This is a genomic window from Horticoccus luteus (assembly GCF_019464535.1).
In the GTDB taxonomy this organism is placed as follows: domain Bacteria; phylum Verrucomicrobiota; class Verrucomicrobiia; order Opitutales; family Opitutaceae; genus Horticoccus; species Horticoccus luteus.
The window spans coordinates 1,038,972-1,065,175 of sequence record NZ_CP080507.1; the positions used below are offsets into that span (position 1 = coordinate 1,038,972).

General features: G+C 62.0%; 26 protein-coding genes. 9 read left to right on the plus strand and 17 right to left on the minus strand.

Translation table 11 applies throughout. From position 1 onward, the window contains the following. Window positions 1-79 precede the first annotated feature (79 nt). Window positions 80-1,171 carry a sigma-54 interaction domain-containing protein gene (locus K0B96_RS04145; RefSeq protein WP_255558918.1) on the minus strand — a complete coding sequence of 364 codons (1,092 nt, stop codon included), beginning with the start codon at window positions 1,169-1,171 and terminating at the stop codon, window positions 80-82. Between K0B96_RS04145 and K0B96_RS04150 the strand changes: the two genes are divergently transcribed. Next, window positions 1,142-1,540, plus strand: coding sequence for a hypothetical protein (locus K0B96_RS04150; protein WP_220164171.1), 399 nt, complete (start codon window positions 1,142-1,144; stop codon window positions 1,538-1,540). The two genes, K0B96_RS04145 and K0B96_RS04150, sit on opposite strands and share 30 nt — an antisense overlap. Window positions 1,541-2,155: 615 nt before the next feature. Here K0B96_RS04150 and K0B96_RS04155 read toward each other — a convergent pair. Further along, window positions 2,156-2,863: a response regulator transcription factor gene (locus tag K0B96_RS04155; protein ID WP_220164173.1), complete on the minus strand. Its 708-nt coding sequence runs from the start codon at window positions 2,861-2,863 to the stop codon at window positions 2,156-2,158. Window positions 2,864-2,870: 7 nt separating this feature from the next. Here K0B96_RS04155 and K0B96_RS04160 point away from each other — a divergent pair, with 7 nt between their 5' ends. Then, window positions 2,871-3,485, plus strand: coding sequence for a hypothetical protein (locus K0B96_RS04160; RefSeq protein WP_220164175.1), 615 nt, complete (start codon window positions 2,871-2,873; stop codon window positions 3,483-3,485). A gap of 72 nt (window positions 3,486-3,557) precedes the next feature. Here K0B96_RS04160 and K0B96_RS04165 read toward each other — a convergent pair whose 3' ends face one another. The 5 genes from K0B96_RS04165 to K0B96_RS04185 all read right to left on the minus strand — a co-directional run bounded on the left by K0B96_RS04165 (window position 3,558) and on the right by K0B96_RS04185 (window position 7,476). Beyond that, a complete protein-coding gene (locus tag K0B96_RS04165; RefSeq protein ID WP_220164177.1) occupies window positions 3,558-3,896 on the minus strand; it encodes a BON domain-containing protein in 339 nt (112 codons plus the stop codon). A 261-nt stretch (window positions 3,897-4,157) separates the two neighbouring features. Next, the gene (locus K0B96_RS04170; RefSeq protein WP_220164179.1) at window positions 4,158-4,325 is read right to left on the minus strand and encodes a DUF1328 family protein; all 168 of its coding nucleotides are present in this window, start codon (window positions 4,323-4,325) and stop codon (window positions 4,158-4,160) included. A 229-nt stretch (window positions 4,326-4,554) separates the two neighbouring features. Beyond that, complete coding sequence (gene ligD / locus K0B96_RS04175) at window positions 4,555-5,643, minus strand: non-homologous end-joining DNA ligase (protein ID WP_220164181.1); 1,089 nt, start codon at window positions 5,641-5,643, stop codon at window positions 4,555-4,557. Continuing rightward, window positions 5,640-6,491, minus strand: a complete 852-nt coding sequence (ku, locus tag K0B96_RS04180; RefSeq protein WP_220164182.1) for a non-homologous end joining protein Ku — start codon at window positions 6,489-6,491, stop codon at window positions 5,640-5,642. Before ku ends, ligD begins: the two co-directional genes overlap by 4 nt. 172 nt (window positions 6,492-6,663) lie before the next feature. Continuing rightward, complete coding sequence (locus K0B96_RS04185) at window positions 6,664-7,476, minus strand: hypothetical protein (RefSeq protein WP_220164184.1); 813 nt, start codon at window positions 7,474-7,476, stop codon at window positions 6,664-6,666. A 658-nt stretch (window positions 7,477-8,134) separates the two neighbouring features. Here K0B96_RS04185 and K0B96_RS04190 point away from each other — a divergent pair. Next, the gene (locus tag K0B96_RS04190; RefSeq protein ID WP_255558841.1) at window positions 8,135-9,688 is read left to right on the plus strand and encodes a PhoH family protein; all 1,554 of its coding nucleotides are present in this window, start codon (window positions 8,135-8,137) and stop codon (window positions 9,686-9,688) included. Between the two features lie 22 nt (window positions 9,689-9,710). Here K0B96_RS04190 and K0B96_RS04195 read toward each other — a convergent pair whose 3' ends face one another. From K0B96_RS04195 to K0B96_RS04215, 5 genes are all read right to left on the minus strand, one after another. Further along, entirely contained in the window at window positions 9,711-10,289 is a 579-nt protein-coding gene (locus K0B96_RS04195) for a DUF6580 family putative transport protein (RefSeq protein WP_220164186.1), read from the minus strand. Between the two features lie 44 nt (window positions 10,290-10,333). After that, window positions 10,334-10,861, minus strand: a complete 528-nt coding sequence (locus K0B96_RS04200; RefSeq protein WP_220164189.1) for a cob(I)yrinic acid a,c-diamide adenosyltransferase — start codon at window positions 10,859-10,861, stop codon at window positions 10,334-10,336. Further along, the gene (gene def / locus K0B96_RS04205; RefSeq protein ID WP_220164199.1) at window positions 10,858-11,427 is read right to left on the minus strand and encodes a peptide deformylase; all 570 of its coding nucleotides are present in this window, start codon (window positions 11,425-11,427) and stop codon (window positions 10,858-10,860) included. The genes K0B96_RS04200 and def overlap by 4 nt, the downstream gene beginning before the upstream one ends. A gap of 115 nt (window positions 11,428-11,542) precedes the next feature. Then, window positions 11,543-12,187: a methyltransferase domain-containing protein gene (locus K0B96_RS04210; protein ID WP_220164201.1), complete on the minus strand. Its 645-nt coding sequence runs from the start codon at window positions 12,185-12,187 to the stop codon at window positions 11,543-11,545. After that, window positions 12,184-13,050: a hypothetical protein gene (locus K0B96_RS04215; protein WP_220164203.1), complete on the minus strand. Its 867-nt coding sequence runs from the start codon at window positions 13,048-13,050 to the stop codon at window positions 12,184-12,186. Before K0B96_RS04215 ends, K0B96_RS04210 begins: the two co-directional genes overlap by 4 nt. Before the next feature lie 117 nt (window positions 13,051-13,167). Here K0B96_RS04215 and K0B96_RS04220 point away from each other — a divergent pair, with 117 nt between their 5' ends. After that, window positions 13,168-14,418 carry a class I SAM-dependent rRNA methyltransferase gene (locus tag K0B96_RS04220; RefSeq protein ID WP_220164205.1) on the plus strand — a complete coding sequence of 417 codons (1,251 nt, stop codon included), beginning with the start codon at window positions 13,168-13,170 and terminating at the stop codon, window positions 14,416-14,418. A gap of 12 nt (window positions 14,419-14,430) precedes the next feature. Here the strand turns inward: K0B96_RS04220 and K0B96_RS04225 are convergent, their stop codons facing one another. From K0B96_RS04225 to pyrF, 4 genes are read right to left on the minus strand one after another with little or no spacing between them, the layout of a single operon-like run. Continuing rightward, window positions 14,431-16,050, minus strand: a complete 1,620-nt coding sequence (locus K0B96_RS04225; RefSeq protein ID WP_255558842.1) for a peptide ABC transporter substrate-binding protein — start codon at window positions 16,048-16,050, stop codon at window positions 14,431-14,433. Window positions 16,051-16,076: 26 nt separating this feature from the next. Then, window positions 16,077-16,556, minus strand: a complete 480-nt coding sequence (gene ispF, locus K0B96_RS04230; protein ID WP_220164206.1) for a 2-C-methyl-D-erythritol 2,4-cyclodiphosphate synthase — start codon at window positions 16,554-16,556, stop codon at window positions 16,077-16,079. 25 nt (window positions 16,557-16,581) lie between these two features. Continuing rightward, the gene (gene ispD / locus K0B96_RS04235) at window positions 16,582-17,268 is read right to left on the minus strand and encodes a 2-C-methyl-D-erythritol 4-phosphate cytidylyltransferase (RefSeq protein ID WP_220164208.1); all 687 of its coding nucleotides are present in this window, start codon (window positions 17,266-17,268) and stop codon (window positions 16,582-16,584) included. Beyond that, complete coding sequence (gene pyrF / locus K0B96_RS04240; protein WP_220164210.1) at window positions 17,265-17,960, minus strand: orotidine-5'-phosphate decarboxylase; 696 nt, start codon at window positions 17,958-17,960, stop codon at window positions 17,265-17,267. Before pyrF ends, ispD begins: the two co-directional genes overlap by 4 nt. A 99-nt stretch (window positions 17,961-18,059) precedes the next feature. Between pyrF and ispE the strand changes: the two genes are divergently transcribed. After that, a complete protein-coding gene (ispE, locus tag K0B96_RS04245; protein ID WP_220164213.1) occupies window positions 18,060-18,980 on the plus strand; it encodes a 4-(cytidine 5'-diphospho)-2-C-methyl-D-erythritol kinase in 921 nt (306 codons plus the stop codon). A 68-nt stretch (window positions 18,981-19,048) separates the two neighbouring features. Continuing rightward, window positions 19,049-20,827, plus strand: a complete 1,779-nt coding sequence (ptsP, locus tag K0B96_RS04250; RefSeq protein ID WP_220164215.1) for a phosphoenolpyruvate--protein phosphotransferase — start codon at window positions 19,049-19,051, stop codon at window positions 20,825-20,827. Window positions 20,828-20,935: 108 nt separating this feature from the next. Here the strand turns inward: ptsP and K0B96_RS04255 are convergent, their stop codons facing one another. Beyond that, window positions 20,936-22,159 carry an LL-diaminopimelate aminotransferase gene (locus tag K0B96_RS04255; RefSeq protein ID WP_220164217.1) on the minus strand — a complete coding sequence of 408 codons (1,224 nt, stop codon included), beginning with the start codon at window positions 22,157-22,159 and terminating at the stop codon, window positions 20,936-20,938. A gap of 96 nt (window positions 22,160-22,255) precedes the next feature. Here K0B96_RS04255 and panC point away from each other — a divergent pair, with 96 nt between their 5' ends. The 3 genes from panC (at window position 22,256) to K0B96_RS04270 (ending at window position 26,198) form a co-directional block, all read left to right on the plus strand. Next, window positions 22,256-23,101 carry a pantoate--beta-alanine ligase gene (gene panC / locus K0B96_RS04260; RefSeq protein WP_220164219.1) on the plus strand — a complete coding sequence of 282 codons (846 nt, stop codon included), beginning with the start codon at window positions 22,256-22,258 and terminating at the stop codon, window positions 23,099-23,101. Between the two features lie 107 nt (window positions 23,102-23,208). Beyond that, entirely contained in the window at window positions 23,209-23,982 is a 774-nt protein-coding gene (locus tag K0B96_RS04265; RefSeq protein ID WP_220164221.1) for a class II aldolase/adducin family protein, read from the plus strand. A gap of 23 nt (window positions 23,983-24,005) precedes the next feature. Next, window positions 24,006-26,198 carry a bifunctional rhamnulose-1-phosphate aldolase/short-chain dehydrogenase gene (locus tag K0B96_RS04270; RefSeq protein ID WP_220164223.1) on the plus strand — a complete coding sequence of 731 codons (2,193 nt, stop codon included), beginning with the start codon at window positions 24,006-24,008 and terminating at the stop codon, window positions 26,196-26,198. Window positions 26,199-26,204: the final 6 nt, after the last annotated feature.

Sequence of the window (26,204 nt, forward strand, 5' to 3'; positions counted from 1 at the left end):
ATCGCGCATCCGGTTTTTTTGTGTCCACCTTCAGATCATCGGCGGAATCAAGGTGATTGCGCCCACCGGACGAGTCACGTCAGCCGGCGCACGCCGCAGTTTCATTCGCGAATTCGAAATCGGAGAGCGGACTGTGTTGGCGCTTACGTTTACGGTAGAGAGTGGATTTATCGATCCCTAGAATACGCGCAGCATGTTCAAGCGTGGTGGTGCGCTCGATTACCTGGCGAATGTGTTCTTCTTCGATTTTGGCGAGGCTTACGTATGAGCCCACTTGCGGTGTGGCCGCGTGCGTCGAAGTAGGGATCTCAAAATCTGCGAGGTCCAAAATATCGCGGTCAGACAAGATGGCGGCGCGTTCCACAACGTTGCGCAACTCCCGCAAATTTCCCGGCCAGTCGTAGGATTGCAGTGCTTCGCCCGCCAGCGGCGTGAAGCCGCGAAACTCGCGATGAAGATCGTCGCCGATGGAGCGGAGAAGGTGGTTGGCGGCGTCGAGAATGTCTTCCGGGCGCTCGCGCAGGGGAGGCAATTCGAGCGAAATGACGTTGAGGCGATAATACAGATCTTCGCGGAAGCGACCGGCTTTAACCTCAGCCGCAAGGTTGCGATTCGTCGCGGCAATGATGCGGACGTTGGCCTGCCGAGAGCGGCTCTCTCCCACGCGTTCATAGACCCGGTCTTGCAGCAGTCGCAGCAGTTTCGGCTGAATGTCGAGCGGCAGATCGCCGACCTCATCAAGAAAAAGCGTGCCGCCCTCAGCGGCCGCTACTTTACCCATCGCGTCAGAGATGGCGCCGGTGAACGAGCCGCGCACGTGTCCGAATAATTCGCTCTCCAACAATTCCCGCTTCAGGCAGGGGCAGTTTACCGTAACAAAAGGCTCCTTCGCGCGATTGCTTCGCTGATGGATGGCCTCCGCCAAGATGGTCTTCCCGGTGCCATTTTCGCCTAAGAGGAGGACCGACGCGGTTGTCGGTGCGACGCGCCAGGCGGTTTCAAGAATGCGTTTCACCGTCGGATTCTGCGACGTGAACTGGCCCTTCGAGCTCCCTTGGACGCCTCGCGGGGCAGGCGTGGGGGAAAGAGCGGCTGCGCCACGATTCGACTCCGGAGATCGCGCTTGTTCACGGAGAATTGATTGAAGGCGATCGACGTCGACTGGCTTCATCACGCAGGCCGTCGCGCCCGCGGCCTGCGCCGCCGCCTGTTCGGTTTCGTCGCTCACCAGCACCACCAGTGGAAGTTCCGGCTCGATCGTGCGAAGGGCAGAGAGAAGCGAGGAAGCGTCGTGAGCTTTCATTTCCCAATCCAGCATACCGACGCCAAATTTCCCCAACGCACCGAGCGTTTGCAGGTCATCTGGAGTTTGCACGCCGCACGCTTCCATCGAACAATCACACAACCCGAATGCGAGCAGGCGCCGGTTGCGATTTTCGTCTCCAATCAAAAGAAATTTAAGAGGCTCGGTGACTGCGGATTTGCGCACTGGCACCCGGTCGCCGGGAACAACCGGTGGCGGTGGCAGGACGAACTCTAAAGAGGGACGCGGCTGGCCCGGCGTGCGTAAGTTCATGTCCGTGAGTATGCCGACATCACGTTCCGCCGGAAATCGGACCAGATGCGGCCGAGTTGTTGGTGTGAAACGCCACAGGTTGCCGGTTTACTGTCCGGGTGGTAGTCGGGAAACACCCGGTGCCGTAAAGCCGAGGACTACGACCTAGTTTCAGCATCGTCCAACCCGCGACTCCGGGCTGGCGGTCACGGCCCGACGCCAACCGTCAGCGCGCGCGCGAGCTGTCAGAATTCGTCTCCGCCGTGCGGCTCAGCCAAAGCTGCAATTCCGCTTCCTCCCGGCACGTCGAAAAATACTCTGCCGACCGTCGCTCGTGACTCATGATCGCTTGCGCATAAGCGTTGATTTCTTGCAGGGAAGGCCGGGCGCCGGGAACAATCGCGCTTAGATAGGACAGGAGGGAGGTCGGGGCAGAAAGCATGGCAGAAGGGAGAACGGGCATCGCTGCCGACGAGAAAGTCGGCGTTGGGGACGAGTGCGGATTTCTCCGTCCGTTAAAAATAACGGAATCGACGCGCAGAGAAAACCGGTGGGAGAACCGGCGAAGAGTTACAGGTTTCTCCGATGCCCTTTAGGGTCTCAAACGACGTTCTCGCTCTTGACCCATTGGATGGCGTAGCGGACCAAATCGGAGCCGGTTTCGAGCTGCAGCTTCAGCTTCAGGTGCTCCCGGTATGAGTCGATCGTCTTAACGCTGAGATTCAGCTTGGAGGCAATCTGCCGTGTGCTGAAGCCATTCCCGATCAATTGAAAGACCTCCATCTCACGATCGCTCAAGCTATCGATCGAGAAGCCGCCATCCTCTTTCTTTTTGTTCACGATGCGGTGGAGCATTTTTTCTTTCATCCGGTCGCTCAAATAGAGTTCTCCATCCAGCACACGATGGATCGCGGTGAGGATTCGTTCGCTCGCCTCCTGTTTCATGATGTAGCCCTGCGCGCCGGCGCGCAGCGCTCGTTCGGCGTAGAGGCTCTCATCATGCATCGACATAAACAGCACCGGCAAATTTGGCGCGAGCACCTTGATGTTCTTCATCAGCTCGATGCCGCTCATTGTCTTCAACGAAATGTCGACCACGGCGAGGTCGGGAGAAAGCTTCGTGATTAGTTCCAGCGCCCGCGGGGCGCTGTCGGCTTCACCGCAGACGATCAAATTGCGCTCCTGGTTGATCAAGGCCGCCACCCCTTGGCGGGTGACAGGGTGATCGTCGACGAGAAGGACATTGAACTTAGCCCCCACTTTTTCGGCTTTGGGTGCGGTGGCGGTCTCGAGTTTTGTTTTGATCATAAGTTGAGTGGAGGAAGGTCACTTTGTAGCAAACCCGTCCCCGAAGCGCTATCCGGGAATCCCCGATTGGTTGGGTGCTGGTTTTTTCGTAGGAGGTGAGTTTCGCCGCGCTCGCAGCGAAGAGAAGAAACCCCCTTTTATTAAAATTACGGGAATGAACCCCATGGCATGGAGGTCCAGGCGAAGGTATGGTCGTCAAATCCAACCCAATATAATCATGACAAATCCACATCATAAAGGCGCACGAACTCTTCTGCGAGGCAAAGGCGTTGGCACGTTGACGATGGCCGATGTTGAACGACGCGCGCGGGAACTTGCCCTCATCGAGGGACGCGACCACGTGCTTGCGGACGACTTAGCGCGAGCGAAGCTCGAACTCCAAGGAGGAGGAGTGCCGGATGCTGTGTCGGACGATGCGGATGCTTCCGGATCGCTTTCGCGCGATCCCAGCGACCCCGCTGGCAACCGCGGAAAAATGTTGCCTGAGATGGAGGCCGACGAAGAAGGCGACTTGGAGCATTTGGCTTTGGAAGGGGTGGAAGAGGCTCAGCATGAACAAATGCTCCAATCCCGGCTGGCCGACGAGCGCGATCAAGACCGGGAGGCGGACGCCTCGAAATAGTGGATTTGTTTAGACGCAAAAAAGCCCCGGCGTAAGGCCGGGGCGAGGGCGACCATGCGGTCGCAAAAAGACTCAGGGATTACGTTCCTTGACGGAGATATTATTTTCCACCGATTGCACGCCGGCCACGCCCCGGGCAATTTCTTCCGCCCGCTGGCGTTGAGTCTGATTGTCGACGAAGCCACCGAGCTGCACGACGCCCCGGAAGACGTTTACCTCGACGGCAAATCCGCTGACAGTCTTATCGCGCAGCAGCGCTGCTTTGACCTTGGTGCTGATGGCGCGATCATCGATGTATTCGCCCGTGCTTTCGCGCGTGCGGGTGGCGGCACAACCGGCGTTGAACGTCGTAATCGCAGCGGGGATGCCCAGCGCGATGATCAAGCTGAGGAGGGGGATATTTTTTTTCATGAGGATGATTTAGGATTCGAACGACATGGTGGCGCGCCAAGTCTGCGAGTTCCGTCGCACAATGAAGTTGGGCGGATCGTCGGCGGAATAGCCGGCTTGCGAGTTTGTATAAATACAGATGCCGGACCGTTTACACGATCCGGCATCTGTCCCGGCGGCGGGTGGTCTCACGCTCCTGTGTCAGCCTTTGACCATTATGAACTGCGGGCTTGAGCCCGCCCCGCTTTAATTTTCCGTCGCCGAAAGTCGGTATCCTCCGAATCAGACCGGGGGGCGGCGGCGACCAAAAATCAAAGCCGCAATGAAGAGAATCAAGAAGAGGAAGAACAGGATCTTGGCGATACCGGCGGCGGCGCCGGCAATGCCGCCGAATCCGAGAACGGCCGCAATGATGGCAATGATGAGGAAGGTAATAGCGTATCCAAGCATGGTGAGAAATGGTTCAGGGTGGTGATTGCGTGACAGGGGGAACGCGGTAGTAACGCCCGCGTTGGCTTTCGATGATCGCAGACGTCATGCCAAGATGGCAGACGGTGAGTTTAGTGATTAGCGGTAATTCATTTGAGCGTCTTTGGACAGAGGTTTGGAGTGCAGGTTCAGGTGCATTGTGCGCGGAAATCGCGAAGAGGATGGGCGATTTGCAATGGCGATGATGCCGCTACTTTGCAGTGAGTTCGCGGTGAACGGCGCGTGCGGGCTTGTCCCGCCGCATGCCGAGAAACACGGGTTGCCGCAATTGGCCCTCATCAGTCCATTCGCTGAATTTTATTTGCGCGACAAGGCGAGGGCGCACCCACACGACGCTGGCCACGACCGATGGAGTCAGCCCTTGCCCATAGCGGGAACGCCGACCCAACGGCAGGGACGAAAAGGGTGAGCTGGGGAGACGAAGCGTTTTCGCTTCCCGCATGAGGGATTGGCGGGTCGATTCGTCGAATCCAGTGCCGACCTTTCCGGCATAACGCAGGCGTCCGCCTTCGTAATAGCCGACTAAAATTGCGCCGAACACAGTGCGCGAACCCTGCGGCGCGGTGAAACCGCCGATCACGAATTCCTGCTCCATCACGATGCGACATTTCAGCCACTGGCCACTGCGCCGTCCTGGTTCGTAGCGTGAACCGCTGCGCTTTGTGACAATGCCTTCCAAACCATCGCGACGCACCTGTTCCAGCAAGCGGGCGGGCGGCTGATCGAAAACGGGGGAGAGGCGGAGGGGTGGGCGGGAGCGGTCAAGCAGTTTGGCCAGCGCGGTCTTGCGAGTCTCGATGGGGGCGGAAAGAAACGATTTTCCGTTCAAGTGAAGCAGATCGAAAATATAATACAGAAGCGGCGGGCGGACGGAGCCGCGCTGGAGCTGTTGCAGTAATTGAAATCGCGGGCGCCCGGCATCGTCGACCGCAACAATTTCACCATCGAGAGTGGCGTTGCTGCAGGGCAATGAGAGCAAAGCGGCACTAATTTCCGGGAAGAGGGGCGCGAGGCTGTTGTGATTCCGGGACCAGATCTCTGCCCGGCCGTCCTGCACGGTCGAAAGTGCGCGGTAGCCGTCGAATTTGATCTCCACCAGCCAGTCGCCCTCTGGGACCTGAACGGTGGCGAGCGCTTTCATCGGTTCAACGTAGGTTGGGGCGTGGCCCGAGCTTGGTTTGCGACGTGTCGGAGACCTGGCGGTCGATGAAGTGCGACGGCTGCCCGGCTTGCGTCCGGCAGATTTTGCACGCGGGGAAGTGGATTTCGCGCGGGTCATGCGGCCTTTTTGCGCGAGTGGCGTTTGCGTGGCGCCTTGGCGGGTTTCTTGGTGCGTTTGCCCGCGGTGCGACGGGAGGCGTGCTCAAGGCTCTCCTGCAAAACCGCCATGAGATCGATGACCTTACCGCGATGACTCGGCTTCTTGGGAGCAGGTGGAGAAGCTTTGCCCCCGGACGCGACTTTTTCGTCGATTAGATGGAGGAGCGCGGACCGATAATCGTCGGCGTAGCGGGCCGGGTCCCATTTCGCAGTCATGCGTTCCACCAAGCTGCTCGCCATATCAAATTCGCGGCGATTGACCTTCGCGGATTGGGGAATCTTCAGCTCTTCATCGCTGACGATCTCGTCGGCGAAATGCATTAACTCGAGCACGAGCGCGTCGCCGTTGGCTTTGAGGGCAGCGAGGTGCTGACGCGAGCGAATCACTACTTTGGCGATACCCGCCTTGCCCGAGGATTTGAGGACGTCGCGCAATAAACCGTAAACACGATCGGCGCCTCGCTGCGGTTCAAGGTAGTAGGGCTTGTGGAAGTAGATCGGATTAACTTCCTGAAGCTCCACGAAGTCGGCGATGTCGATGGTCTGAGTGGCCTCGATGTCGACGCGCTTAAAATCGGCGTCTTTCAGGACCACGAACTTACCCTTTTCATATTCGTAGCCTTTGACGATTTCATCCCACGGGACTTCGCGGCCATCGACTTCCGCGACCCGTTTATAGTTGATGGGGCTGAGGTCGGTCGCGCGCAGGAGGCGAAATTTTATCTCCTCGTAACGCGTGGCGGGGTAGAGCGCCACCGGCACGTTGACGAGGCCGAAGCTTATCGAGCCTTTCCAGATCGAGCGCATGCCGCAGAATAGTCGCAGACGCTTCGGCGTGCCACCGAGCAATCCCGGAACGCGGCACCGGGCTTTTGCGCGGGACCCGAAAAGAAACGCCACCGCCGGGGAGGTCGGTGGAAAACAAAAAGCCGCGCGATCAGGCGCGGCTTCGGTTCATCAAACAGTCGAAGCGCCCCACCTATTTGGTCGGCTGTTCGGCTTGGATCTCGTTCAACCGTTTCTCGATGTCGTTCATTTTGTTGACGAGCTGCTGCTCCATTTTCTTGCGATCGCTGCTGGTGACGATGCTCAGCGAGGCAGCGTCTTTCACGACGTTGGCGGGCAGCGTAAGCAGGCGGGTGATAAGCCCCTGGTCTTTGAATGAGCTGAGGTAGAGCGCCGTGATTTCGTGGGAAAGCTTGAGCGCATCTTGGGCGACGGCCTGCGTGGATTGCAGGTTGTTATTTAACTGCTGGTTTTTCGCGAGCTCGTTGGTGAGGACGTTGCCGACCTGATCGGAGATTCGCTGGCTATAGGCATTGATCGAATCGCGCGTGAGATTTTGATCCTTCGCCATTTCGGAAAGGATGGGTTGGATGCGCTCAGCCATGCGGTTGGAAACCTTGTCGACCTGCTCATTCTGCATCTTTTCGGCCTCTTCCGGGGTTTTGGGCAACGGGTTGTAGGGCTGGATTTTTTGGGCGACGGCTTCGGCGAGGGCGTTGATGCGCTCGGTGTTCAGTTTCTGCACCTCTTCGTCCGTGCGAAACATGTCGGCTTCGCGACGGCTTACGGCGTCCTTGAGGAGCGTATTGACCGCTTCGATCTGCCGGCGATTTTCCTCCGAGGCGGTGCGCAACGCTTCGTTTTGCTCGCGCAGGGGCGCGAGTTCAGCCTGCTGGCGTTCGGCCATTTCGGTCACCGTGCGCCGGTGAATGTAAAAGGCGGCGACCACGACCAAGATGGCGGTTAGCAGGATGGTAGGGATCTGATCACGAAATTTAGGCCACATAGGGGTGAGGTTGAGTTCGGCGGAGGATGATGGTTGAGGAGAAGGAATGCAACGACGGCGTGGGGTGACGGGTTGCGGTTTGTTTTTTGCGCCGCGAACGCCACGTTGGGCGGCGTGAGTCTCAATCGAATCGAACAGCGGTTATATGACTACGTGCAGTCGCACCCGGAAGAGCTTCGCTTCTGGAACGAGAAGGTGCGAGGGATAGGAGCATCGGCAGATCCGCATGCCGCAGCGGTGCGGTTGGAGGCGGACTTGTGGGAATATTACAAAGAACGCAGCAGTGTGGTTCCGGATTTTCGAGCGCAGGCTGCGCGCGATGGCTTGGTGCGTACGAGTCTGCGCAACTTGTCCGAATACCTTTTGCGGCTGTGGGGCCCTGTGCGTCCACGGCGGCGTGAAGGGCAGGCTGCTCCTCGCGAATTTTGAGGAAACCTTTTCGAAAAGCGCTCGTCACATCCCGCAACAATTTCTTCCGCCTAGCGGAAGAATGGGGTAAGTAAGAAAACGAAGGCGGGTCGCTTAGGGGTAGGCGGCCCGCCTTATCGTTTGCGGATGAACGGCCTAACACGACGCGAACCGCGACGGGGCGATAAATGAACAGTCAGAAGCGGAACTTTCCGCGCGCGGAAGAAATCTTTTGTCGACAATTCGCCGTGTGACCGCACGGTTATTCACAAGATATCCACCACCGATGGAAACCCTGCGCGGGGCGATCGCCCCTAATTCGCGGATCAAGGTCTCGGCCCAAGTTAAGACGTTCGTGCTCGACACCAACGTCCTACTTCACGATCCGCAGAGCGTCTTCAAATTCGAGGAAAACAACCTCGCCATACCTGTGGAGGTCCTCGAGGAGCTGGACGCCATCAAGAACGAGCAATCCACGGAGCGGGGACGAAATGCGCGTCGCGTGCACCGTCTTTTGCAGGAGTTGCTACCTGATTCGCGTGCTATGTTGGAAGGCGTCGAGTTGCCCAACGGCGGCACCCTCTCGATCATCATCAATCCCTATCTCATGGACACGGGGCGGCGGTCCCCCGCGATGGATCGGCTGCGCGCGATCCTCCCTGATCTGTCGAAAAAAGATAATCGCATCATCGCTGCCGCGCTTTTTGTCCAGGAGCAGTTTCCGCCGCCGACCATTCTTGTGACCAAGGATGTCAACGTGCAGCTCAAAGCTCGGGCGCTCGGACTCGAATCCGAAGACTATCTCAACGACAAGGTGCCGGAGCTCGCCGAGGAACAGAGTTACGGCGAAGTGCCGGTGACAGTTTACGAGCTGCAACGATTCTGCTCGGAGGGCGAACTCGCCCTCGACTCCGAGCAAGCCCGCGCTCTGGCGGTTAACGAATATGTGCTGATCCGCTCCGACGAAGGAAAAACGATGCCCGGCCGACACGTCGGTAACGGCGTCCTGTGCCGCCTGAAGCTTCCCGACTTCGTCAAAGCCCCCGGCGGGATTCCGATTCGGCCGCGAAATCTGGAGCAGCAATTTTTCATGGATGCGTTGCTCGACGACTCGATCCAAATGATCACCTGCTTTGGCAAGGCGGGAACCGGCAAGACGCTCATTTCCACGGCCTGCGCCCTGCATCAAGTCTGCAATGACCACGCGCAATTTGACGGATTATCAATCTCCCGGCCGGTGATTTCGTTGGGCAAGGACATCGGTTTTCTCCCCGGCACCTTGGATGAAAAGATGAAGCCGTGGTTGCAGCCGTATTACGATGCCCTCGAGGTGCTGATACCTTCGAAGCCGCCCAAGGATCCACAGTTTGCGGGAAAGAAAACGTCGAAGAAGAAACACAAAAGTCACGACGAAGCTTTCGCTTCCTCGGTGCCCGCGCCAGCGCATGTCGCCTCTGCTCCGCCCACGAAACCCTACGAACGCTTACTGCGCACAGGATTGGTGGAGGTAGAGGCGCTGGCCTTTATTCGCGGGCGTTCGATTGCCCGGCGATTTTTTATTCTCGATGAAGCGCAGCAGCTCACGCCGCACGAAGTAAAAACCGTGATCACCCGCATTGCTGAGGGCTCCAAAATCGTCCTCATCGGCGACCCGACCCAGATTGACAATCCCTACGTCGATTCGCGCAGCAATGGCCTGGTGTATGCCCACAATCGCATGAAGGGGCAGACCCTTGCGGCGCACGTCGTGCTGACGAAAGGCGAGCGTTCGCGCCTCGCTGAACTCGCCGCGGATCTACTTTGATCCGGGGCGCGGCGCCCGGCCATCAGGTGACGTCGGCCGTTCGCAACAGGGTCGGTTGAGCTCGCCGTAGAGCGGCCCATTCCATTGCCAGGGCAAATGCGCCGGTGAAGAGCAGATCGCTCACCAGCGAGTTGCGGAAGAAAAACAAGGTGGGCGGAAATTCCGGGTGGCCGATCGTCATCGCCTGCCACCAACCCGCGGCGGATTTGGCATAGGCAACGTCGCCCGCCCATGAGACGGTGTTCGTCGCCAGATAAAATAGCACCGAGGCGCCCAGTATCCCCGACGCGAGATTCAGCCAGCTCTTCCGGCGGGCGACAGCGAACCCGATCGCCACCGCCGCCGCGAACGCCAACGTGCGAACCACCATTCCGCTGGCGTCCCAATGATAGCCGAATTGCGCGGCATAATACCGGTCGAGAAACAAATCGGACAGCAGGAGCGCGGCGAACGGCACGAGCCACAGTTTGCGGCGGCCGAGATAAACTGCGCCACAGAACGCGATCGCCATCAAGGGCGAGAAGTTGGCGAGATCGGGCGTGAGCGCCGCGACCACTCGATAGCCACAGGCGAGGACAAGCAGGAGGGCGGCGATGAGCATGACGCTTTTCTGCTACTCCAAATTCCGGCGAAGAACAGATTTTTCTAACCGCTTTCGGCTTCGCGCGCGAGCAGCCAGAGCAGGTCCGAGACACGATTCATGTACCTGCCGAGCAAGGGCCGCAGCCCGCGCCCGGCGGCGGCGAGGGCGCTCATGCGCCGCTCCGCGCGGCGCGCTGCGGTGCGGGCGACTTCCAGCGCTGCGGAGGTTGGCGTGGCGCCGGGTGTCGCCCAACCGGAGAGATCGAGCGACTGTTTTTCCAATGCGGCCACGGCGTCGTCGAGCCGGCTTAGGTCTTCGGGCTGCAGGCGGCGGAACTTCGACTTTTCGTAACGAGCGAGATCGCCTTCCGCGCACGCGATTTCGCCCATGAGGGCAATCAAGTCGTGTTGAATCAAGGTGAGCTGCTGACGTCTGGTCGGATTTGCGTCAGCCGCTTTGGCCACACCGAGGGCGGCGTTGAGTTCATCACACGCCCCGACCGCCTCGATTTGCGGATGACCTTTCGGCACACGCTGGCCGAAGAGCAGGGAGGTTGTCCCGTCATCGCCGGTGCGCGTGGCGATGCTCATGGCGCGCCGGTGGCGCGAGTCTGACGCGCGAGTTCTTTGACGGCGTCGTCGATCTTGTGCCGCACTCGCTTGGTCATGCGGTCGATGAAGAGCACGCCGTTGAGGTGATCCACTTCGTGTTGCACGCAACGCGCGAAAAGCCCTGTGCACTCCAACGCGTGCGGCACGCCGTGTTCATCCGAGTAAGTGACGCTGATCCGGTCCGGGCGCTTCACATCGCCCCGAATCTCCGGAAACGAGAGGCATCCCTCTTCGTAAATATCTTCGCCGGCCAAGGGCGAGACGGTCACCTGCGGATTCACCAGCGTCATCGGCATGATCAATTCCAAGGGCGGGCGCGCGCCGTCGAGCCGCCAGTCGAAATCGGGATCCACTGCTCGCAGATCGATCACGCAAAGTTGCAAGGGTTCGCCGATTTGTTGAGCGGCGAGGCCGATGCCGTGGGCGTCGTGCATGCTGGCCGTCATCTCGGTCGCCAAACGGCGCAGCGAAGGATCGAAGGTGGTGACGAGCGCACCCTTGCGGCGGAGGACGGCGTGGTCGAAGTGAACAATCTGCAGCGGCATGGGCGTGGCTTTTGAGCGTCGGTTTGAGGTCGGTGGCCCGCAAACAAATTGTGTTTTGAACGCGTGCTCCGGGCGACGTCTGAGCGGCACTCGGTTCGCACGCTGGCTGGCGCGTTCAGACGCGTGACCAGACATCGCTGCGCAAAAGCCCGGCCTGCCATTCGTCATGCGCGATGTGGTGCCAGCCGCGGTCAATCATCATAGCGGGAATTTCAGGCAACGCCCGCGCCGAGATTCGGGTGACGCGGCGAAAGAAGAAATACAACACGTCCAACCAGAGTCGCGCTCGCCAGCGACGCCATCCTTCCGCGGGCAACGCGAAATCAGCATACAGCCAAAGGCAGTCTCGCCGAGCGGCCAGCGAAAGCTTCGCGAGCAAACCACCCGCTTCCGCGGCGGTAAAGCAGTCGAGAAAGAAGAGCGTGACGATCGCGTCGAATTCATCCGTGGGCAACGCCAGTTGGCGCGCATCGGCTTGCGTGAATTGCACCGCGGCGGGGTGAACGTTCCCGCGGAGGCGCTGTGCGGCGGTGGCGAGCATCGCGGCACTGGCATCGACGCATTGGATGCGCGCGTGCGGTGCGAGGTGCACGAGCCGGGCGAGGCAGCGGCCGTCGCCTTCGCCCAAGACGAGAATATTTTTCCGGTCACGGAGTTCGTCCAAAAAACGAAACCGGGCGCGTTCGAGCGCGCCGCCGAATGCGAGCCGTTCCAGGGCGGCGTAAATGCGCGCGAGTCGATCGAAGTTGGCGGCGGTCATCGTCTGAGGTGCGCCGCGAGCCAGAGCACCGCGGGCGTGAGTAACACCGCATCCGCCAAGACGCGCGCGAGCCGTCCGTTGATGTCCTTACGGTGGTGGGCGAGATCGACGCCCGCGAGTAGCAGCGCGCTGACCGCGGTGCACGCGAGCACGGGGGCCAGGCCCGACGGCACTGTGACCCACGCGAGGCCGGCTCCGGCGGCCACGCCCCACGGAAGCGCGCGACTGGCGCGCAGCGCCCGCCGGAACTGAAGCGCGAGGGAAGTTTGCCCGTGCGCGGCATCGACATCGATCTCCCACGCGGAGATCAACACGAGGTTGGTGAAGAAGAGCAGAGCAACACAGCCGATCGCGCTGCCCAGCACGCCGTCGCGCACGAAGGGATCGGCCACGGGAAACAGGCCGACGCCGCCGGCGAGCAGCAACGTGACAATGATTTCCTTGGGCGCGCGCCAGCGGTGATGCCGGTGCACGAATTGGTGGGAAAGCAGGTAGAGCGCCACGGCGCCGAGGAGGATGAAGCCGGCGCTCAGCTCGCGCGGCGTGAGCCAGTGGAGCGCGATGGCCACATCCGCGGCAAACACCAAGGGCCACACGACGGCAATGGCGCGGCGTTGGGTTTGGTAAAAGCGATGGCGCGGGGTCTGGACGACATCGGGGGCGAGCCGCCAGCCTTCGATCCAGCGGTCGGCCGAATAGGCGAGCCACGTCGAGGTGCCAAGGACGATGACATGCTGGGATGACAGCGGGAAAAGCGCGGCGCGCGCGACGAGCCATTGCCACGCGAGGGCGACCGCCGGGGCGTCCAAGGAAAGGACGGTCGGCCACTGCCACCAGCGCGGGCGCGTTGTCGAAGCGGTCATGGGCGGGGAGCGAATACCGTTTGGGGCGGCTGGCAACGCCGGGCGTTTCCCCGCGAATGGATTGAGGGGGGCACATTTTGAGTGGCGCCCGGCGCGCGCTCGCCAACGTTAGGTGTCGTGCAGCCCGAATCAAAACAGCCTTCAGGTCCGTCATCCGCGAACAAAGCGGTGCCCGAATATGACCGCGCAACGTGGCCGAAGCCGTGGGCGCAGTTGAAATATTTCACGTTTCAACCGGCGATTTTTCCGCGGTTGCTGGGGCACGTGTCGTCCGACGCGCGTCCGGGCGACTGGGTGAATGTCTACGACAAGAATGGGCGGCTGGCGGGAGCCGGGTTGTTCAACCCCCGGGCGAAAATTCCGCTGCGCGTGGTGGCGCATGGCACGGAGCCGGTGAGCGAAGCGTATTTTGAGCTGGCGATCCGGCGGGCGGTGGCGCTGCGGCGCGAGGTGTTCAAGCTCGATGAACACACGGATGCGTATCGGCTGATCAACTCCGATGGAGATGGGTTGAGCGGACTGACGATCGATCGTTACGCGGATGTGCTGTTCTGCGAAGTTTACAGCCTCGGGATCGCGCTGCGGCTGCCTGCGTGGCTGCCATTGTTGCATGAACTGGCGGGGACGAAATTTGCGCGGGTCAGTGTGGATCACGATTTGGGCAGCCTCGAAGGGATCCGTCCGTCGACGTTTAACGAGACCAACGCGGCGGCGCCGCGCACGGTGAAAATCCGCGAGCACGGCGTGCGTTACGAGGTCGATTTCGCGGAAGGGCACAAGACTGGTTTCTTCTGTGACCAGCGGGAGAACCGGCGCGCAATTGCGCGTTTCACGCCGGGTGCGCGCGTGCTGGATCTGTGCTGTTACACCGGCGGCTTTTCGTTGTGTGCGAAAGTGCTGGGCGGCGCCGCCGACGTGACGAGCGTGGATCTCGACGAGGTGGCGATCGCCCAGGCGAAGCGCAACGCGAACCTGAATCAGGCGCGGTTGAAATTCGTGCACGCGGACGCGTTCGCCTACGTGCGGCAGATGCAGCAGAACGGGGAGTCGTGGGACGTCGTGGTGCTTGACCCGCCGAAGTTTATTTTCACGCGCGATGAGCACGGAAACTGGGAAGGTCGCCAGAAATACGAGGATTTGAACCAGCTCGCGATTTCCTTGGTGAGACCGGGCGGGATTTTCGTGACGTGCTCGTGCTCCGGTCTGCTCAGCCTGGAGGATTTCGAGGAGCACGTCATCCGCGGGGCGCATCGGTTGAACCGGCGGTTGCAGTTTTTCGACCGCACGGGGCCGGGGCCCGATCATCCCGTCTATTCCAATTGTTTGGAAAGCCGTTATCTCAAGGTGCTCTGGGCGCGAGTCGTGTAGCGCGCCGAGGCGTTACGGCGTTGCGAGGTAAACGTATTTGTAGGGATGGTGATCGAGCAGGGTGGGATGCCAGCCGTGCACCGATGGTCGAATGACGAAGACGTGCGTGTAGTGGTAAATCGGAATCAGCGGCGCAGCGTCGAGGAGAACACCTTCGGCTTTTTGGAGGAGCGCGAAACGGGCGGTGCGGTCGGCCGTGCGGTCGGCGGCAAAGAGGAGTGAATCGTAGCCGGAGTCTGCCCAGCCGGTGTAATTGTTGCCGCTGCTGCCGGTCCAGATGGCGAGGAAGGAATTCGGATCGAGATAATCGGCGGTCCAGACGGAGCGCAGAATCTGGAAATTTCCGGTCCGGCGGGCGTCGAGGGTGCTGTTGAGGTCTTGGTTGACGAGACGCACGTCGACGCCGAGCTCGCGCCGCCACGTCGCCTGCACGGCTTCGGCGATGAGCCGGTGTGTTTCGGAGCTGTTGAACAATAATTCGAGCGGGGGAATGCCCTTGCCGCCGGGATAGCCGGCGTCGGCGAGGAGCTGCCGTGCCGCGTCGAAATCCGTGACCACTTGCGCGCGCGAAGTGTAGCCGGCGATGCCGGGAGGCGTGAAGGCGTGCGCGGGCAGCTGGCCGCCTCCGAGGATTTTTTCGACGATGGCGGAGCGATCCACGGCGAGGGAAAGCGCGCGGCGGATGCGGACGTCGTTCAGAAACGGGCGCCGGACGTTGAGGCGGTAAAAGTAGGTGCCAACGAGCGGGTCGATGCGCAGCAGCGCGGGGTCATCGCGCCGGTAGGCGGCGATTTTCGAAGGGGGCAGTGCTTCGGTGAGATGAAGCTGGCCGGCGCGAAAGGCGCGCTCTTCGGCATCGATGCTGTCGTAAGCGTGGAAATGAATGGCGGTGAGGCGCACGTGCGCGGCGTCCCAGTAGGTGGGCGACTTTACGACGACGATTTCCTGCCCGGCGTGCCACGCTTTGAGGTTGAAGGGGCCATTGCCGACGAAGCGGCCCGGGCGGGCCCAGGCGTTGCCGCGCTCGGTGGTGGAACCATATTTTTCGATCACGCGGAGCGGGACGGGAAACCACGCGGTGTGGTTGAGCAGCGAGAGAAAATAGGGGACGGCGTGATCGAGCGTCACCCGCAACGTGCGGGCGTCCGGGGCGACCACGCCAACGGTCGAAAAATCGGCCTGGCCGTGGTGAAACGCTTCCGCGCCTTGGATCACGTAGAGCATCGGCGCGTAATCGGCGGCGAGCGAGGGCGTGAGCATGCGCCGGAATGAAGCGACGAAATCCTGCGCGGTCACGGGTTCGCCGTCGGACCAACGCGCATCAGCCCGAAGGTGGAAGGTGTAGGTGAGGCCGTCGGGGGAGATGTCCCAGCGTTCAGCGACGCCGGGGACGGGGTGCAGGTCGACGGGATCTTCGCTGACCAAGCCTTCGAGGAGTGCGGAGAGGACGTTGTAGTCGCCTGCTTGCGTGGCGAGGTGCGGATCGAGATCGGCGAGGTCGGCGCCGATGCCGCGGTGGAGCACTTGGTCGCGGTCGCCGCGCTGGACCACGGTTTCGCGGGGGCCGCAGGCGGCGAGGCCGAATGCGCAGGCGGCGAGCAGGCAGGAGACGAAAAGAGGTCGCGGGCGCACGCGCCGCGAGAGATGGCGGAAGAAACTCACGCCTTGACGATGAGAGCAACCGCGTGCGCCGCAATCGCGAGCGCGCGACCGAGATCGCCGACGCCTTCGTTGGTCGTCGCCTTCAGACCGATATTGGCGACGGGGAGATGGGTGGATTTGGCGAGCGCAGCCTTCATCTCATCCAGCCGCGGATAGATTTTCGGCTTCTCCGCGACGACCGTGGCATCGAGGTTGGAGATCGCAAAACCGCGGCGGGAAAGTTCGCCGCACACACGAGTGAGCAGGACCTGTGAGTCGATGTTTTTGTAGGCCGGATCGGTGTTGGGGAAGAAATGGCCGATGTCGGGCAGGCCGGCGGCGCCGAGGAGGGCATCGCAGATCGCGTGGGTGAGGCAGTCGGCGTCGCTGTGCCCGTCGAGGCCGTAATCGGTGTCAAACCTCACGCCGCCGAGCACGAGCGGGCGACCGGAAACGAGGCGGTGAATGTCGTAGCCATGACCGATGCGAAAGTTCACGGGAGAACCCAAAACGAACGCTCGCTCAAATGCCCGCTGATTCGTGCGTGAGCAGAAATTCGAGATACGCCAAATCCTGCGGCGAAGTGAGCTTGGGATTGGGATAGGCGTTTTCCAGCAGGGCGATGGGGTGCCCGAGGAGCTCGACGGCGGAAGCATCGTCGGTGATGCTGCGGCCGCGGTCGATGACTTTGGCGTAGGCGCGTGCGATCAGATCCGTGGCGAAAACCTGCGGCGTTTCCATGGCCCAGAGGCGGGAGCGGTCGAGCGTGCGTAAGCGGGCGTCATCGCGATGCTCCTTGATGGTGTCGGTCACGCGATGTGCGAGCACGACCGCGTCTTCGCGGCGCACGATTTTGTGCAGGGCGACGAGTTGCTCGGGGCGGACGAGTGGACGGGCGCAGTCGTGGATGTAAACGTATTCGACATCGCCGGGGAGCGCTTCGAGGGCGTTGGCAACAGAGTGCTGCCGCTCGCGGCCGCCGCGGACGAAAACGGCGGGCGTAGGAACGTAGCACATCAGGGCGCGCTGCTGGGCGAGGTCGCGGCAGACGACGACGTAAAAATCGGCCACACCGCTGGCGACGAAAGCGCCGGCGGAGTGGGCGATGACGGGTTTCCCGGCCAGCGGGGCGAGAATCTTGTCTTCGACTTTGCCGAGCATGCGGCGGCTGGCGCCGGCGGCGAGGAGGATGGCGGCGGTGCGGCTCATGCGGTGGAAAGTTCGGCGAGGATCGCGCGCGCCGCCGCGGCGGGATCCGGGGCTTGGAAAATAGGACGGCCGACGACGATGAACGTCGCACCGGTGCGGGCGGCATCGCCCGGCGTCATGATGCGGGTCTGATCGTCGCCGCGGGCATCGCGCGGGCGAATGCCGGGCGTGACCAAGGCAATGTCGGGTGGCAAGGCGGAGCGGAGCGGCGCGATCTCGAGCGGCGAACACACGAGGCCGCGGAGGCCGGAGTCGGTCGCGAGGCGGCCGAGGCGGACGACTTGCTGTTCGGGCGATGCGGCGACGCCGGTTTCGGCGAGGCCGGCGGCGCTCATCGAGGTGAGCACGGTGACGCCGAGGAGGAGGAGATGGGGCGCGTGCTCATGAGCGGATTTGGCGGCCCACTGCATCATTTCGCGACCGCCCGAGGTGTGCACCGTGAGCATGCCGATGGGCAGGCGGGCGGCGGAGGCCACGGCTTTCGCCACGGTGTTGGGAATGTCGTGGAGCTTGAGGTCGAGAAAGACGTTGAAGCCGTAATCGGCGATTTCACGCACGGCATCGGGGCCGCACGCGGTGAACATTTCCAATCCAACCTTCACCCAGCGCACGGTTCCTTGCAGTTGCCGGAGCACGGGCGCGAGGTCGCGGGGAGAAGGGGCGTCGAGAACGAGGATCAAGTCACAGGCCATGGCTCGGTCGGGCAGAGGTTGGACAGAGGTGGAGGGGAAGGCCAGCGCGGGTTTTGGCTTTTAGCGAGCCTGTGCTTCGTGTCGATTGGGTGAACTTCGATGCAGGTCAGCCTCTTTAGTCCGGCCAAGCTCAATCTCTCGCTCGCGATCACGGGACGGCGCGCGGATGGGTTTCACGACCTCGTGTCGGTGGTCGCGCCGCTGACGTGGGGCGACACGTTGCATGCGGAGGGGACGGAAACGCGTGGGGAGACGCTGCTAACCTGCGACGATCCGGCGCTCGCGACGGACGAGACGAACCTCGTGCGGAAGGCGGCCGGGTTGTTTCGCGCGACGACCGGCTGGCAGGGCGGCGTGCGTTTCCGGCTCGAGAAACGCATCCCCACGGGGGCGGGCTTGGGCGGCGGCAGCAGTAACGCGGTGGCGGCGTTGCGGGCGTTGCAGCGAGTGTCGGGCTGCGTGGTGGCGCCGGAAACGATGCTGCGAATGGCGGCGGCGGCGGGGTCGGATTGCCCGCTGTTTCTGGCGGATGGTCCGGTGATCATGCGCGGGCGGGGCGAACGGGTGGAGGCGTTGCCGGAGTCGGGCGCACGGCGCTTGGTCGGGCGGCGGGTGCTCGTCTGCAAACCGGCGTTTGGCATCGCGACGGCGTGGGCGTATGGCCGATTGGCGGATGGGGTGGCGCGCGGCGTGGCGGCGTATGCGGCGGGAGAGAAAGTCGAGGACGGGCTTCAGCGCTGGCTGCAAAGCGAAAATGCGCCGGCGGAGGCGTTGTTGAACAATACATTCGAGCAAGTGGCGTTCGCGAAATTTGTGGCGTTGCCGACGCTGGCGGCGTGGGTCGAGGCGCGGTGCGGGGTGACGTTGCATCTGAGTGGCAGCGGGAGCGCGTGCTTCGCGTTATTGGGCCCGGAAGTGGATGCGACGCACGTGGCGGTGTGCGTGCGCGAGGCTTGGGGCGCGTCGGCGTTGGTCGTCGAATCTGCGCTGGCGGGAAACGGCGCGCCGGTGCGATTTTAATTCCCGATTGACCCATGCGCGACGGACGGCGTTAACCTCCGCGGCGGCATTGCCGCTTTCCCCTCCGAATGTCCGCCGCCAGCCCTACAGACGAAACCACGGTCCAAGGCATCGCCGCTTCGCCCGGCATCGCCTACGGTCAGGCGTTTCTGTATCTGCAAAGCGACGTGGAGGTGCCGAATTATCAGGTCGATGCGGCGAAACGGCTCGAGGAAGTGGGGCGGTTTGAACGAGGCTTGCTGACGACGCGCCAGCAGATCGCGAAGATCCAGGCGGAGGTGGCGAAAAATCTCGGTCCAGAGGAGGCGTTGATCTTCGACGCGCACCTGCTCGTGCTCGAGGATCAGGCGTTGATCGCCGAAACGATCCGCGAGTTCGAGAGCACGCACCTGAACATTGAGACGTGTTTCAACAAAGTTTCGCAGCGTTACGTGCAGGCGTTTTCGGAGATCGACGACGAATACCTGCGGGAGCGCGCGGGGGACATCCGCGATGTCGCGCAACGCGTGCTGCAAAACCTGCTCGGCCAGGCGGAGAACAGCCTGAGCCGGCTCGTCGATCAGCGGATCGTGGTGGCGAATGACATCTCGCCGTCCGATTCAGCGAGCATCGATCGCAGCGCGGCGCTCGCGATCGTGACCGATTCCGGCAGCCGCACGAGCCATGCGGTGATCGTGGCGCGTTCGATGAAAGTGCCGGCGGTCGTGGGCGTGCGCGATCTCACCACGCGGCTGAAGGCCAACGATTGGGTGCTCGTGGATGGCTACGACGGGCTCGTGATCCTTAATCCGTCGGAGTCCACGCTGTTTCGTTACGGCAAAATTCAGGCGGCGAAAAAGTCGTTGGAGTCGCGTTTGCTTGAGGCGAACCGGGAGCCCGCGATCACGCTCGATGGCGAGAAAGTCGCGATCATGGCGAACATCGAGAAGGTGGACGAGATTCGTCTGGTGCAGGACTACAGCGCGGAAGGCGTGGGCCTGTTTCGCACCGAATATCTCTATTTGAACTCGGCGCGGATGCCGTCGGAGGGCGAACAGTTCGTGGCGTATAAAACGGTGGCGGAAGCGCTGGCGCCTCATCCGGTGGTCATTCGCACGCTCGACCTCGGCGGCGACAAGCCGATGGCGAGCAACCCGGCGTTGTTTCCGAAGGAGAGCAATCCGTTCATGGGGTTTCGGGCGATCCGGTTCTGTCTCGAGAATCCGGGGATTTTCAAGGATCAGCTCCGCGCGATCCTGCTTGCGAGTGCTTTCGGCAACGTGAAGCTGATGTATCCGATGATCAGCGGCCGCGAGGAACTGGCCCGGGCCAACGCCGTGCTGGCGGAGTGCAAGGCGGAGTTGCGGGCCAAGGGGCAGGCGTTTGACGAACACATGGCGGTCGGCGCGATGATTGAGATTCCCAGCGCAGCGGTCACGGCCGACGTGCTGGCGCAGGACTGCGATTTTTTCAGCGTCGGGACGAACGATTTGATTCAATACCTGCTGGCCATCGATCGCGTGAACGACCGCATTGCGCATCTTTACGAGCCCGCGCATCCGGCCGTGATTCGCACGCTGAAGCAAATCGTGGACGAGGCGCGCAAACAGAAGATTTCCGTGAGCGTCTGCGGCGAGATGGCGGCGGATCCGGTGTTTGTGCCGTTGTTGCTCGGGCTCGGGGTCGACTGCCTGAGTATGACGCCGCCCCAAATCCCGGCCGTGAAATACGCGATTCGGTCGATGGCGATGGGTGACGCGCGGCGACTGGCCGCGGAGGCGTTGCGGATGACCTCGCCGAAGGCGATTTTGGCGATGTGCGAGGATTTCTACCGGTCGCGCACGAACGCCGATCCGGAAGCCGGGTAAACACTCCAAGCCGCAGGCGCCGCCCGCCCGCGCGGGTGAGGCGTCCTTCGGAACAGAGCCGACCTCGCGGGGGTTTGGGCGGGGTGGCGGGCTGGCTCGCGGGTGCGGTTACTTCAACGCGGCGGCGATGCGGGCGAGGGCGGTCTCGACGTTTTCGCGCGAGTTGAAGGCGCTGATGCGCACGTGGCCTTCGCCGCACTTGCCGAAACCGGCGCCGGGCGTGCAGACGACCTGTGCTTCGTTGAGCAAGCGATCGAAAAATTCCCAAGAGTCGCGGCCGGTGTTGATCCAGATGTAAGGCGCGTTGTCGCCGCCGATGCAGGCGAAGCCGAGCTTCGTCATCGCGCTGCGGATCAGCTTCGCGTTCTCGAGGTAGAAATTGATGAGGGCGGTGGTCTGCTGTTGGCCGGCGGCGGTGTAGATGGCGGCGGCGGCTTTTTGGATGGGATAGGCCACGCCATTGAATTTCGTGGTGTGGCGGCGGTTCCAGAGCGCGTGGACGGAGTGTTCGGCGCCGGCGGCGTCAAAGGCTTTCAGGGCCTTCGGCACGACGGTGTAGGCGCAACGCGTGCCGGTGAAGCCGGCGGTTTTGGAGAAGCTGCGAAACTCGATGGCTACTTCGTGCGCACCCTCGATTTCGTAGATGCTGTGCGGAATTTCGGGATCGCGAATGTAGGCTTCGTAAGCGGAGTCGAAGAGGATGACGGCTTTGTGCTGCTTCGCGTAGGCGACCCAGGCGGCGAGTTGGGCGCGCGTGGCGACAGCGCCGGTGGGATTATTGGGGAAGCACAGGTAGATCAGATCCGCCGCACCCGCCGGCACGCTCGGCACGTAGCCGTTGGCGGGCGTGCTTTCGAGATAGGTGATGCCTTGGTAGCGACCGTCGACGTTGGCACCGGTGCGGCCCGCCATGACGTTGGTATCGACGTAAACGGGGTAAACCGGATCAGGAATCGCGAGACGGAGGTCGGTGGAAAAAATTTCCTGAATGTTGCCGCAGTCGCATTTGGAGCCGTCGCTCACGAAGATTTCGTCAGCGGCGATGGCGCAGCCGCGGGCGGCGTAATCGTGCTGCGCGATGGCTTCGCGGAGGAACGCGTAGCCTTGCTCGGGACCGTAGCCCTTGAAGGTGGCGCGCTGGCTCATCTCGTCCGTGGCGGCGTGCAGCGCTTCAATGCAGACGGGCGGCAAGGGCTCGGTCACGTCGCCGATGCCGAGCCGGATGACCGGCTTCGACGGATGGGCCGCGACGTAAGTATTCACGCGGCGGGCGATGTCGGCGAAAAGATAGGAAGCCTTCAGCTTCGTGTAATTCTCGTTGATGCGAATCATGGCGGGCGGAGAAAGGGAGGAACGGATGGAGGGAAACCTTGAAGTGAGCCGGGCGGCTCTGCTTTGTTCAAGCCCGGCGTTCAAACCCCGCGGCCTATGCAGAAAACCGAAACAGTGGTGCAGTTACGCGACTGCCTCGCTCCTTTTCACACCGCACATAAAATCGTGGCACTCGTGCCGACGATGGGCGCGATTCACGGTGGCCACCGGGCGTTGATCGCCGCCGCCCGGGAGCGCGCCGACATCGTGGTGGTGTCGATTTTCGTCAATCCGCTGCAGTTTGGGCTCAATGAATTGCCGGCGGCTTATCCGCGTGATCCGGAGGGCGATGAGCGGGCCTGTGCGGAGGCGGGGGTGGACGTGGTGTTCACCCCGTCGGTGGCGGAAATTTATCCGCGCGGATTTTCGAGCTACGTGACGGAGGAGGTGGTAAGCCGACCGCTGTGCGGCGTGGCGCGGCCGGCGTATTTTCGCGGAGTCACCACGGTGACGACAAAATTGTTCAACGTCGTGCAGCCTGCGCTCGCGTTTTACGGGCAGAAAGATCTGCAGCAGGCGGCGGTCGTGCGGAAGCTGGTCGCGGATCTGGCGTTTGCGGTGGAGATTGTGGTGGTGCCGACTTGGCGAGAACCGGACGGGCTCGCGGCGGGCGTCCGCAATCCGCTGCTCACTGCCACCCAACGGCAGGAGGCGCGGGCGATCTACGGTGCTTTGGAAGAGGCGAAGGCGATGGTCGCCAAAGGCGTGCGCAGCCCTGACCGCGTGGTCGCGGAAGCGACGCATATCCTGAGTCAACATCGGCGAGTGCGCGTGATTTATGTGGCGATCGTCGATCAGGTGACGATGGAAGCAGCGAGGGGTGAAATCATTCCGGGACGCTCGGTGCTGACGATTGCCGTCTGGATCGATGAGATCCGATTCATCGACAACGTGCTCCTGTGAACAGGCCGCCGGGTGAGGTGCAAACGCCCCGACATTTTCGTGGTGCTGGTGATAGATTTTGACAGATTTTGGTCGATAATGCGCGAAATGTGACGAGGAATATCGGCATGGCCGCCAATCTTTCTGCTCCTGAAACGCTTCCGCGTTTGCTTTCGCTTTCCCACCAGCTCGGTCGTGAAGAGCGGCAGCTGGCCATCCTCGGGGAGGGCAACACTTCGGCGCGGCTGACGGCCGGCACGTTTCTGGTCAAGGCGAGCGGTTCGAATCTTGGCACGCTCGCAGAGGCTGGAGTGACGGAGTGCCGGTTCGCGGATATCCTTGAGTTGATCGATCAGACGGGACTCGGCGACGGAGCGGTCGATGCGGCCTTGCTGGCGGCGCGGGTGAATCCGGACGCGCGCAAGCCCTCGGTCGAAGCGATGTTTCACGCGTGGCTGCTCACGTTGCCCGGGGTGAATTTTGTGGGGCACACGCATCCCGTGGCCGTTAACCGCATCCTCTGCACGTCACACGCGCGGGCGTTCGCCGAGCAGCGGTCGTGTCCGGACGAAATCGTGTGTTGCGGAGCGGCGTCGGTGCTCGTGCCGTATGTCGATCCGGGGCTGAAGCTCGCGGTCGCGATTCGCGCGGCGGTGCGGGCGTTTGTGGAGCGTTCGGGGCGGGCGCCGCGCGTGGTCTTACTGGAAAATCATGGGCTCATTGCGTTGGGCGGCACGCCGGAAGCGGTCATGGCGGCGACACTCATGACGGTGAAGGCGGCCGAGGTTTATTTGGGTGCGGCATTGCTCGGGGGGCCGAACTTCCTATCGTCCGAAACGGTGGAGCGCATCGCGGGTCGCCCCGACGAACATTATCGCGAGCAGGCGCTCGGTCTGCGTTAATTTATTCTCTCACTTTTCCCCTCATGAAATCGTATCGCTTCGTAAACTATCTGTGGGATGACGCCCAAGCGGCGTCGCTCGATCCCGTCGGCCGCCTGGTCTATCGCTCCAACCTGCTGGGCAGCGATCAGCGCATCACCAACACCGGCGGCGGCAACACGTCGTCGAAGCTCACCGAGAAAGATCCGCTGAGCGGTCAACCGGTCGAAGTGCTGTGGGTGAAGGGCTCCGGGGGCGATCTGCGCACGAGCAAGCGCGAGAACTTTTCCTCATTGTATCAACAAAAGCTGATCGACCTGCAGAGTCTCTATGCGGCGCGGGCCGACAAAGGACTGAAGGCTCCGGCGGAGGACGACATGGTCGGCATGTATACGCATGCGACGTTCAACCTGAACCCGCGCGCCTCGTCGATCGACACGCCGCTGCACAGCTTCATTCCGGCGAAATTCGTCGATCACATGCATCCGAATGCGATCATCGCGATCGCGGCGTCGAAGCATTGCGAGAAACTCGCGCAGGAGATTTTCGGCGGCGAGATGGCGTATGTGAAATGGATGCGGCCGGGCTTCGAACTCGGTCTCGCGATGCAGGAAATCTGCCGGCAAAATCCGAAGGTGAAATCGATCATGATGGGGCAGCACGGCTTCATTTCGTGGGCCGATGACGAGAAGGCGTGCTACACCTACACGCTCGACTGCATCGACAAGGCGGCGGCGTTCATCGAGGGAAAATACGAGCAGAAGGGTGGCGACGCGAAGGCGTTTGGCGGCGCGAAATATCAGACGTTGGAAGAGACGCAGCGGCGCGCGACGCTGGCGGCGATCCTGCCGTGGCTGCGCGGACAGGTGTCGCAGCAGAAGCGGTTCATCGGCACGATCCAGGACGATGCGAAGATTCTGCGTTTCGTGAATTCGAAGGACGCGGCGCGCCTGGCCGAACTCGGCACGAGCTGCCCGGATCATTTTCTCCGCACGAAAATCAAGCCGCTCTACGTGGACTGGAATCCGCAGGCGGAGGATCTCGCGGCGCTGAAGAGCAAGCTCGCGAAGGCGATCGAAGAATATCGGAAGGACTACGCGTCGTATTACAACACGTGCAAACACGCGAACTCGCCCGCGATGCGCGACCCGAATCCGACCGTGGTGCTCATTCCCGGGCTCGGCATGATCGCGTGGGGCAAAGACAAATCCGAATCGCGGGTGACGGCGGAATTCTACAATTGCGCGGTCGAAGTGATGCGCGGCGCTGAGGCGATCGATACCTACATCGCGCTGCCGCAGCAGGAGGCGTTCGACATCGAATACTGGCTGCTCGAAGAGGCGAAATTGAAACGCATGCCGGCGGAGAAGGAACTCGCGCGGCAGGTCGTCGTCGTCGTCGGAGCCGGCTCGGGCATCGGCAAGGAAACGGCGCACCGCATCGCAAAAGACGGCGCGCAAATCGTGAGCGTCGACATGAAAGCGGACGCGGCGGAAGCGACCGCCAAGGAAATCACCGACAAACTCGGTCAGGGCATCGGCGTGGCCGGCAGCGGCATTTCGGGCTGCGGTCCGGCGGTGGGTCTCGCGTGCAACGTCACCGATCGCGCGAGTGTGCGCGCCATGCTGGACCAGGTGGCGCTCGCCTATGGCGGCTTCGACTCGATCATCGTGACCGCAGGCGTGTTCTGGCCGAGCGATACCACGGGCCACATTCCCGACGACAAGTGGGCGTTTACGTTCAACGTGAACGTGACCGGCAGTTACATCGTCGGCGATGAGGCGTTCAAGACGTGGAAAGAGCAGGGGTTGAAGGGGCAGCTCGTTCTCACCACCTCGGCCAATGCGGCGGTGGCGAAGAAGGGGTCGGTGGCCTACGACACGTCGAAAGCCGCGGCGAATCACCTCGTGCGGGAACTCGCGATCGAACTCGCGCCTCTCGTGCGCGTGAACGGTGTGGCGCCGGCGACGGTGGTGCAGGGTTCGGCCATGTTTCCCCGCGACCGCGTGGTCGGTTCGCTCGCGAAATACAACATCGCGTTCACGGAGGACGAGGCGACGGAATCGCTGGTGAAGAAACTCGCGCAGTTTTACGCGGATCGCACGTTGACGAAGGCCCCGATCACGCCGGCGGATCAGGCGGAGGCGTATTTTCTGCTCGTGAGCCAGCGCCTGAGCAAGACGACCGGCCAGATCCTCACGGTGGACGGCGGCTTGCACGAAGCGTTTCTGCGCTGAGGGCGG

Excerpts from the sequence above, each read along its gene's own strand:
- ispE (WP_220164213.1), top strand. The coding sequence starts at position 18,060 with ATGCAGGTCAGCCTCTTTAGTCCGGCCAAGCTCAATCTCTCGCTCGCG.
- ku (WP_220164182.1), bottom strand. The coding sequence starts at position 6,491 with ATGCGCTCGATCTGGAAAGGCTCGATAAGCTTCGGCCTCGTCAACGTG.
- def (WP_220164199.1), bottom strand. The coding sequence starts at position 11,427 with ATGCCGCTGCAGATTGTTCACTTCGACCACGCCGTCCTCCGCCGCAAG.
- K0B96_RS04145 (WP_255558918.1), bottom strand. The coding sequence starts at position 1,171 with ATGAAGCCAGTCGACGTCGATCGCCTTCAATCAATTCTCCGTGAACAA.
- K0B96_RS04200 (WP_220164189.1), bottom strand. The coding sequence starts at position 10,861 with ATGAGCATCGCCACGCGCACCGGCGATGACGGGACAACCTCCCTGCTC.
- ptsP (WP_220164215.1), top strand. The coding sequence starts at position 19,049 with ATGTCCGCCGCCAGCCCTACAGACGAAACCACGGTCCAAGGCATCGCC.
- K0B96_RS04165 (WP_220164177.1), bottom strand. The coding sequence starts at position 3,896 with ATGAAAAAAAATATCCCCCTCCTCAGCTTGATCATCGCGCTGGGCATC.
- pyrF (WP_220164210.1), bottom strand. The coding sequence starts at position 17,960 with ATGGCCTGTGACTTGATCCTCGTTCTCGACGCCCCTTCTCCCCGCGAC.
- ispD (WP_220164208.1), bottom strand. The coding sequence starts at position 17,268 with ATGAGCCGCACCGCCGCCATCCTCCTCGCCGCCGGCGCCAGCCGCCGC.
- K0B96_RS04215 (WP_220164203.1), bottom strand. The coding sequence starts at position 13,050 with ATGACCGCTTCGACAACGCGCCCGCGCTGGTGGCAGTGGCCGACCGTC.
- ligD (WP_220164181.1), bottom strand. The coding sequence starts at position 5,643 with ATGACCCGCGCGAAATCCACTTCCCCGCGTGCAAAATCTGCCGGACGC.
- K0B96_RS04255 (WP_220164217.1), bottom strand. The coding sequence starts at position 22,159 with ATGATTCGCATCAACGAGAATTACACGAAGCTGAAGGCTTCCTATCTT.
- K0B96_RS04155 (WP_220164173.1), bottom strand. The coding sequence starts at position 2,863 with ATGATCAAAACAAAACTCGAGACCGCCACCGCACCCAAAGCCGAAAAA.
- K0B96_RS04185 (WP_220164184.1), bottom strand. The coding sequence starts at position 7,476 with ATGTGGCCTAAATTTCGTGATCAGATCCCTACCATCCTGCTAACCGCC.
- K0B96_RS04195 (WP_220164186.1), bottom strand. The coding sequence starts at position 10,289 with ATGCTCATCGCCGCCCTCCTGCTTGTCCTCGCCTGTGGCTATCGAGTG.
- K0B96_RS04170 (WP_220164179.1), bottom strand. The coding sequence starts at position 4,325 with ATGCTTGGATACGCTATTACCTTCCTCATCATTGCCATCATTGCGGCC.
- K0B96_RS04210 (WP_220164201.1), bottom strand. The coding sequence starts at position 12,187 with ATGACCGCCGCCAACTTCGATCGACTCGCGCGCATTTACGCCGCCCTG.
- K0B96_RS04270 (WP_220164223.1), top strand. The coding sequence starts at position 24,006 with ATGAAATCGTATCGCTTCGTAAACTATCTGTGGGATGACGCCCAAGCG.
- panC (WP_220164219.1), top strand. The coding sequence starts at position 22,256 with ATGCAGAAAACCGAAACAGTGGTGCAGTTACGCGACTGCCTCGCTCCT.
- K0B96_RS04265 (WP_220164221.1), top strand. The coding sequence starts at position 23,209 with ATGGCCGCCAATCTTTCTGCTCCTGAAACGCTTCCGCGTTTGCTTTCG.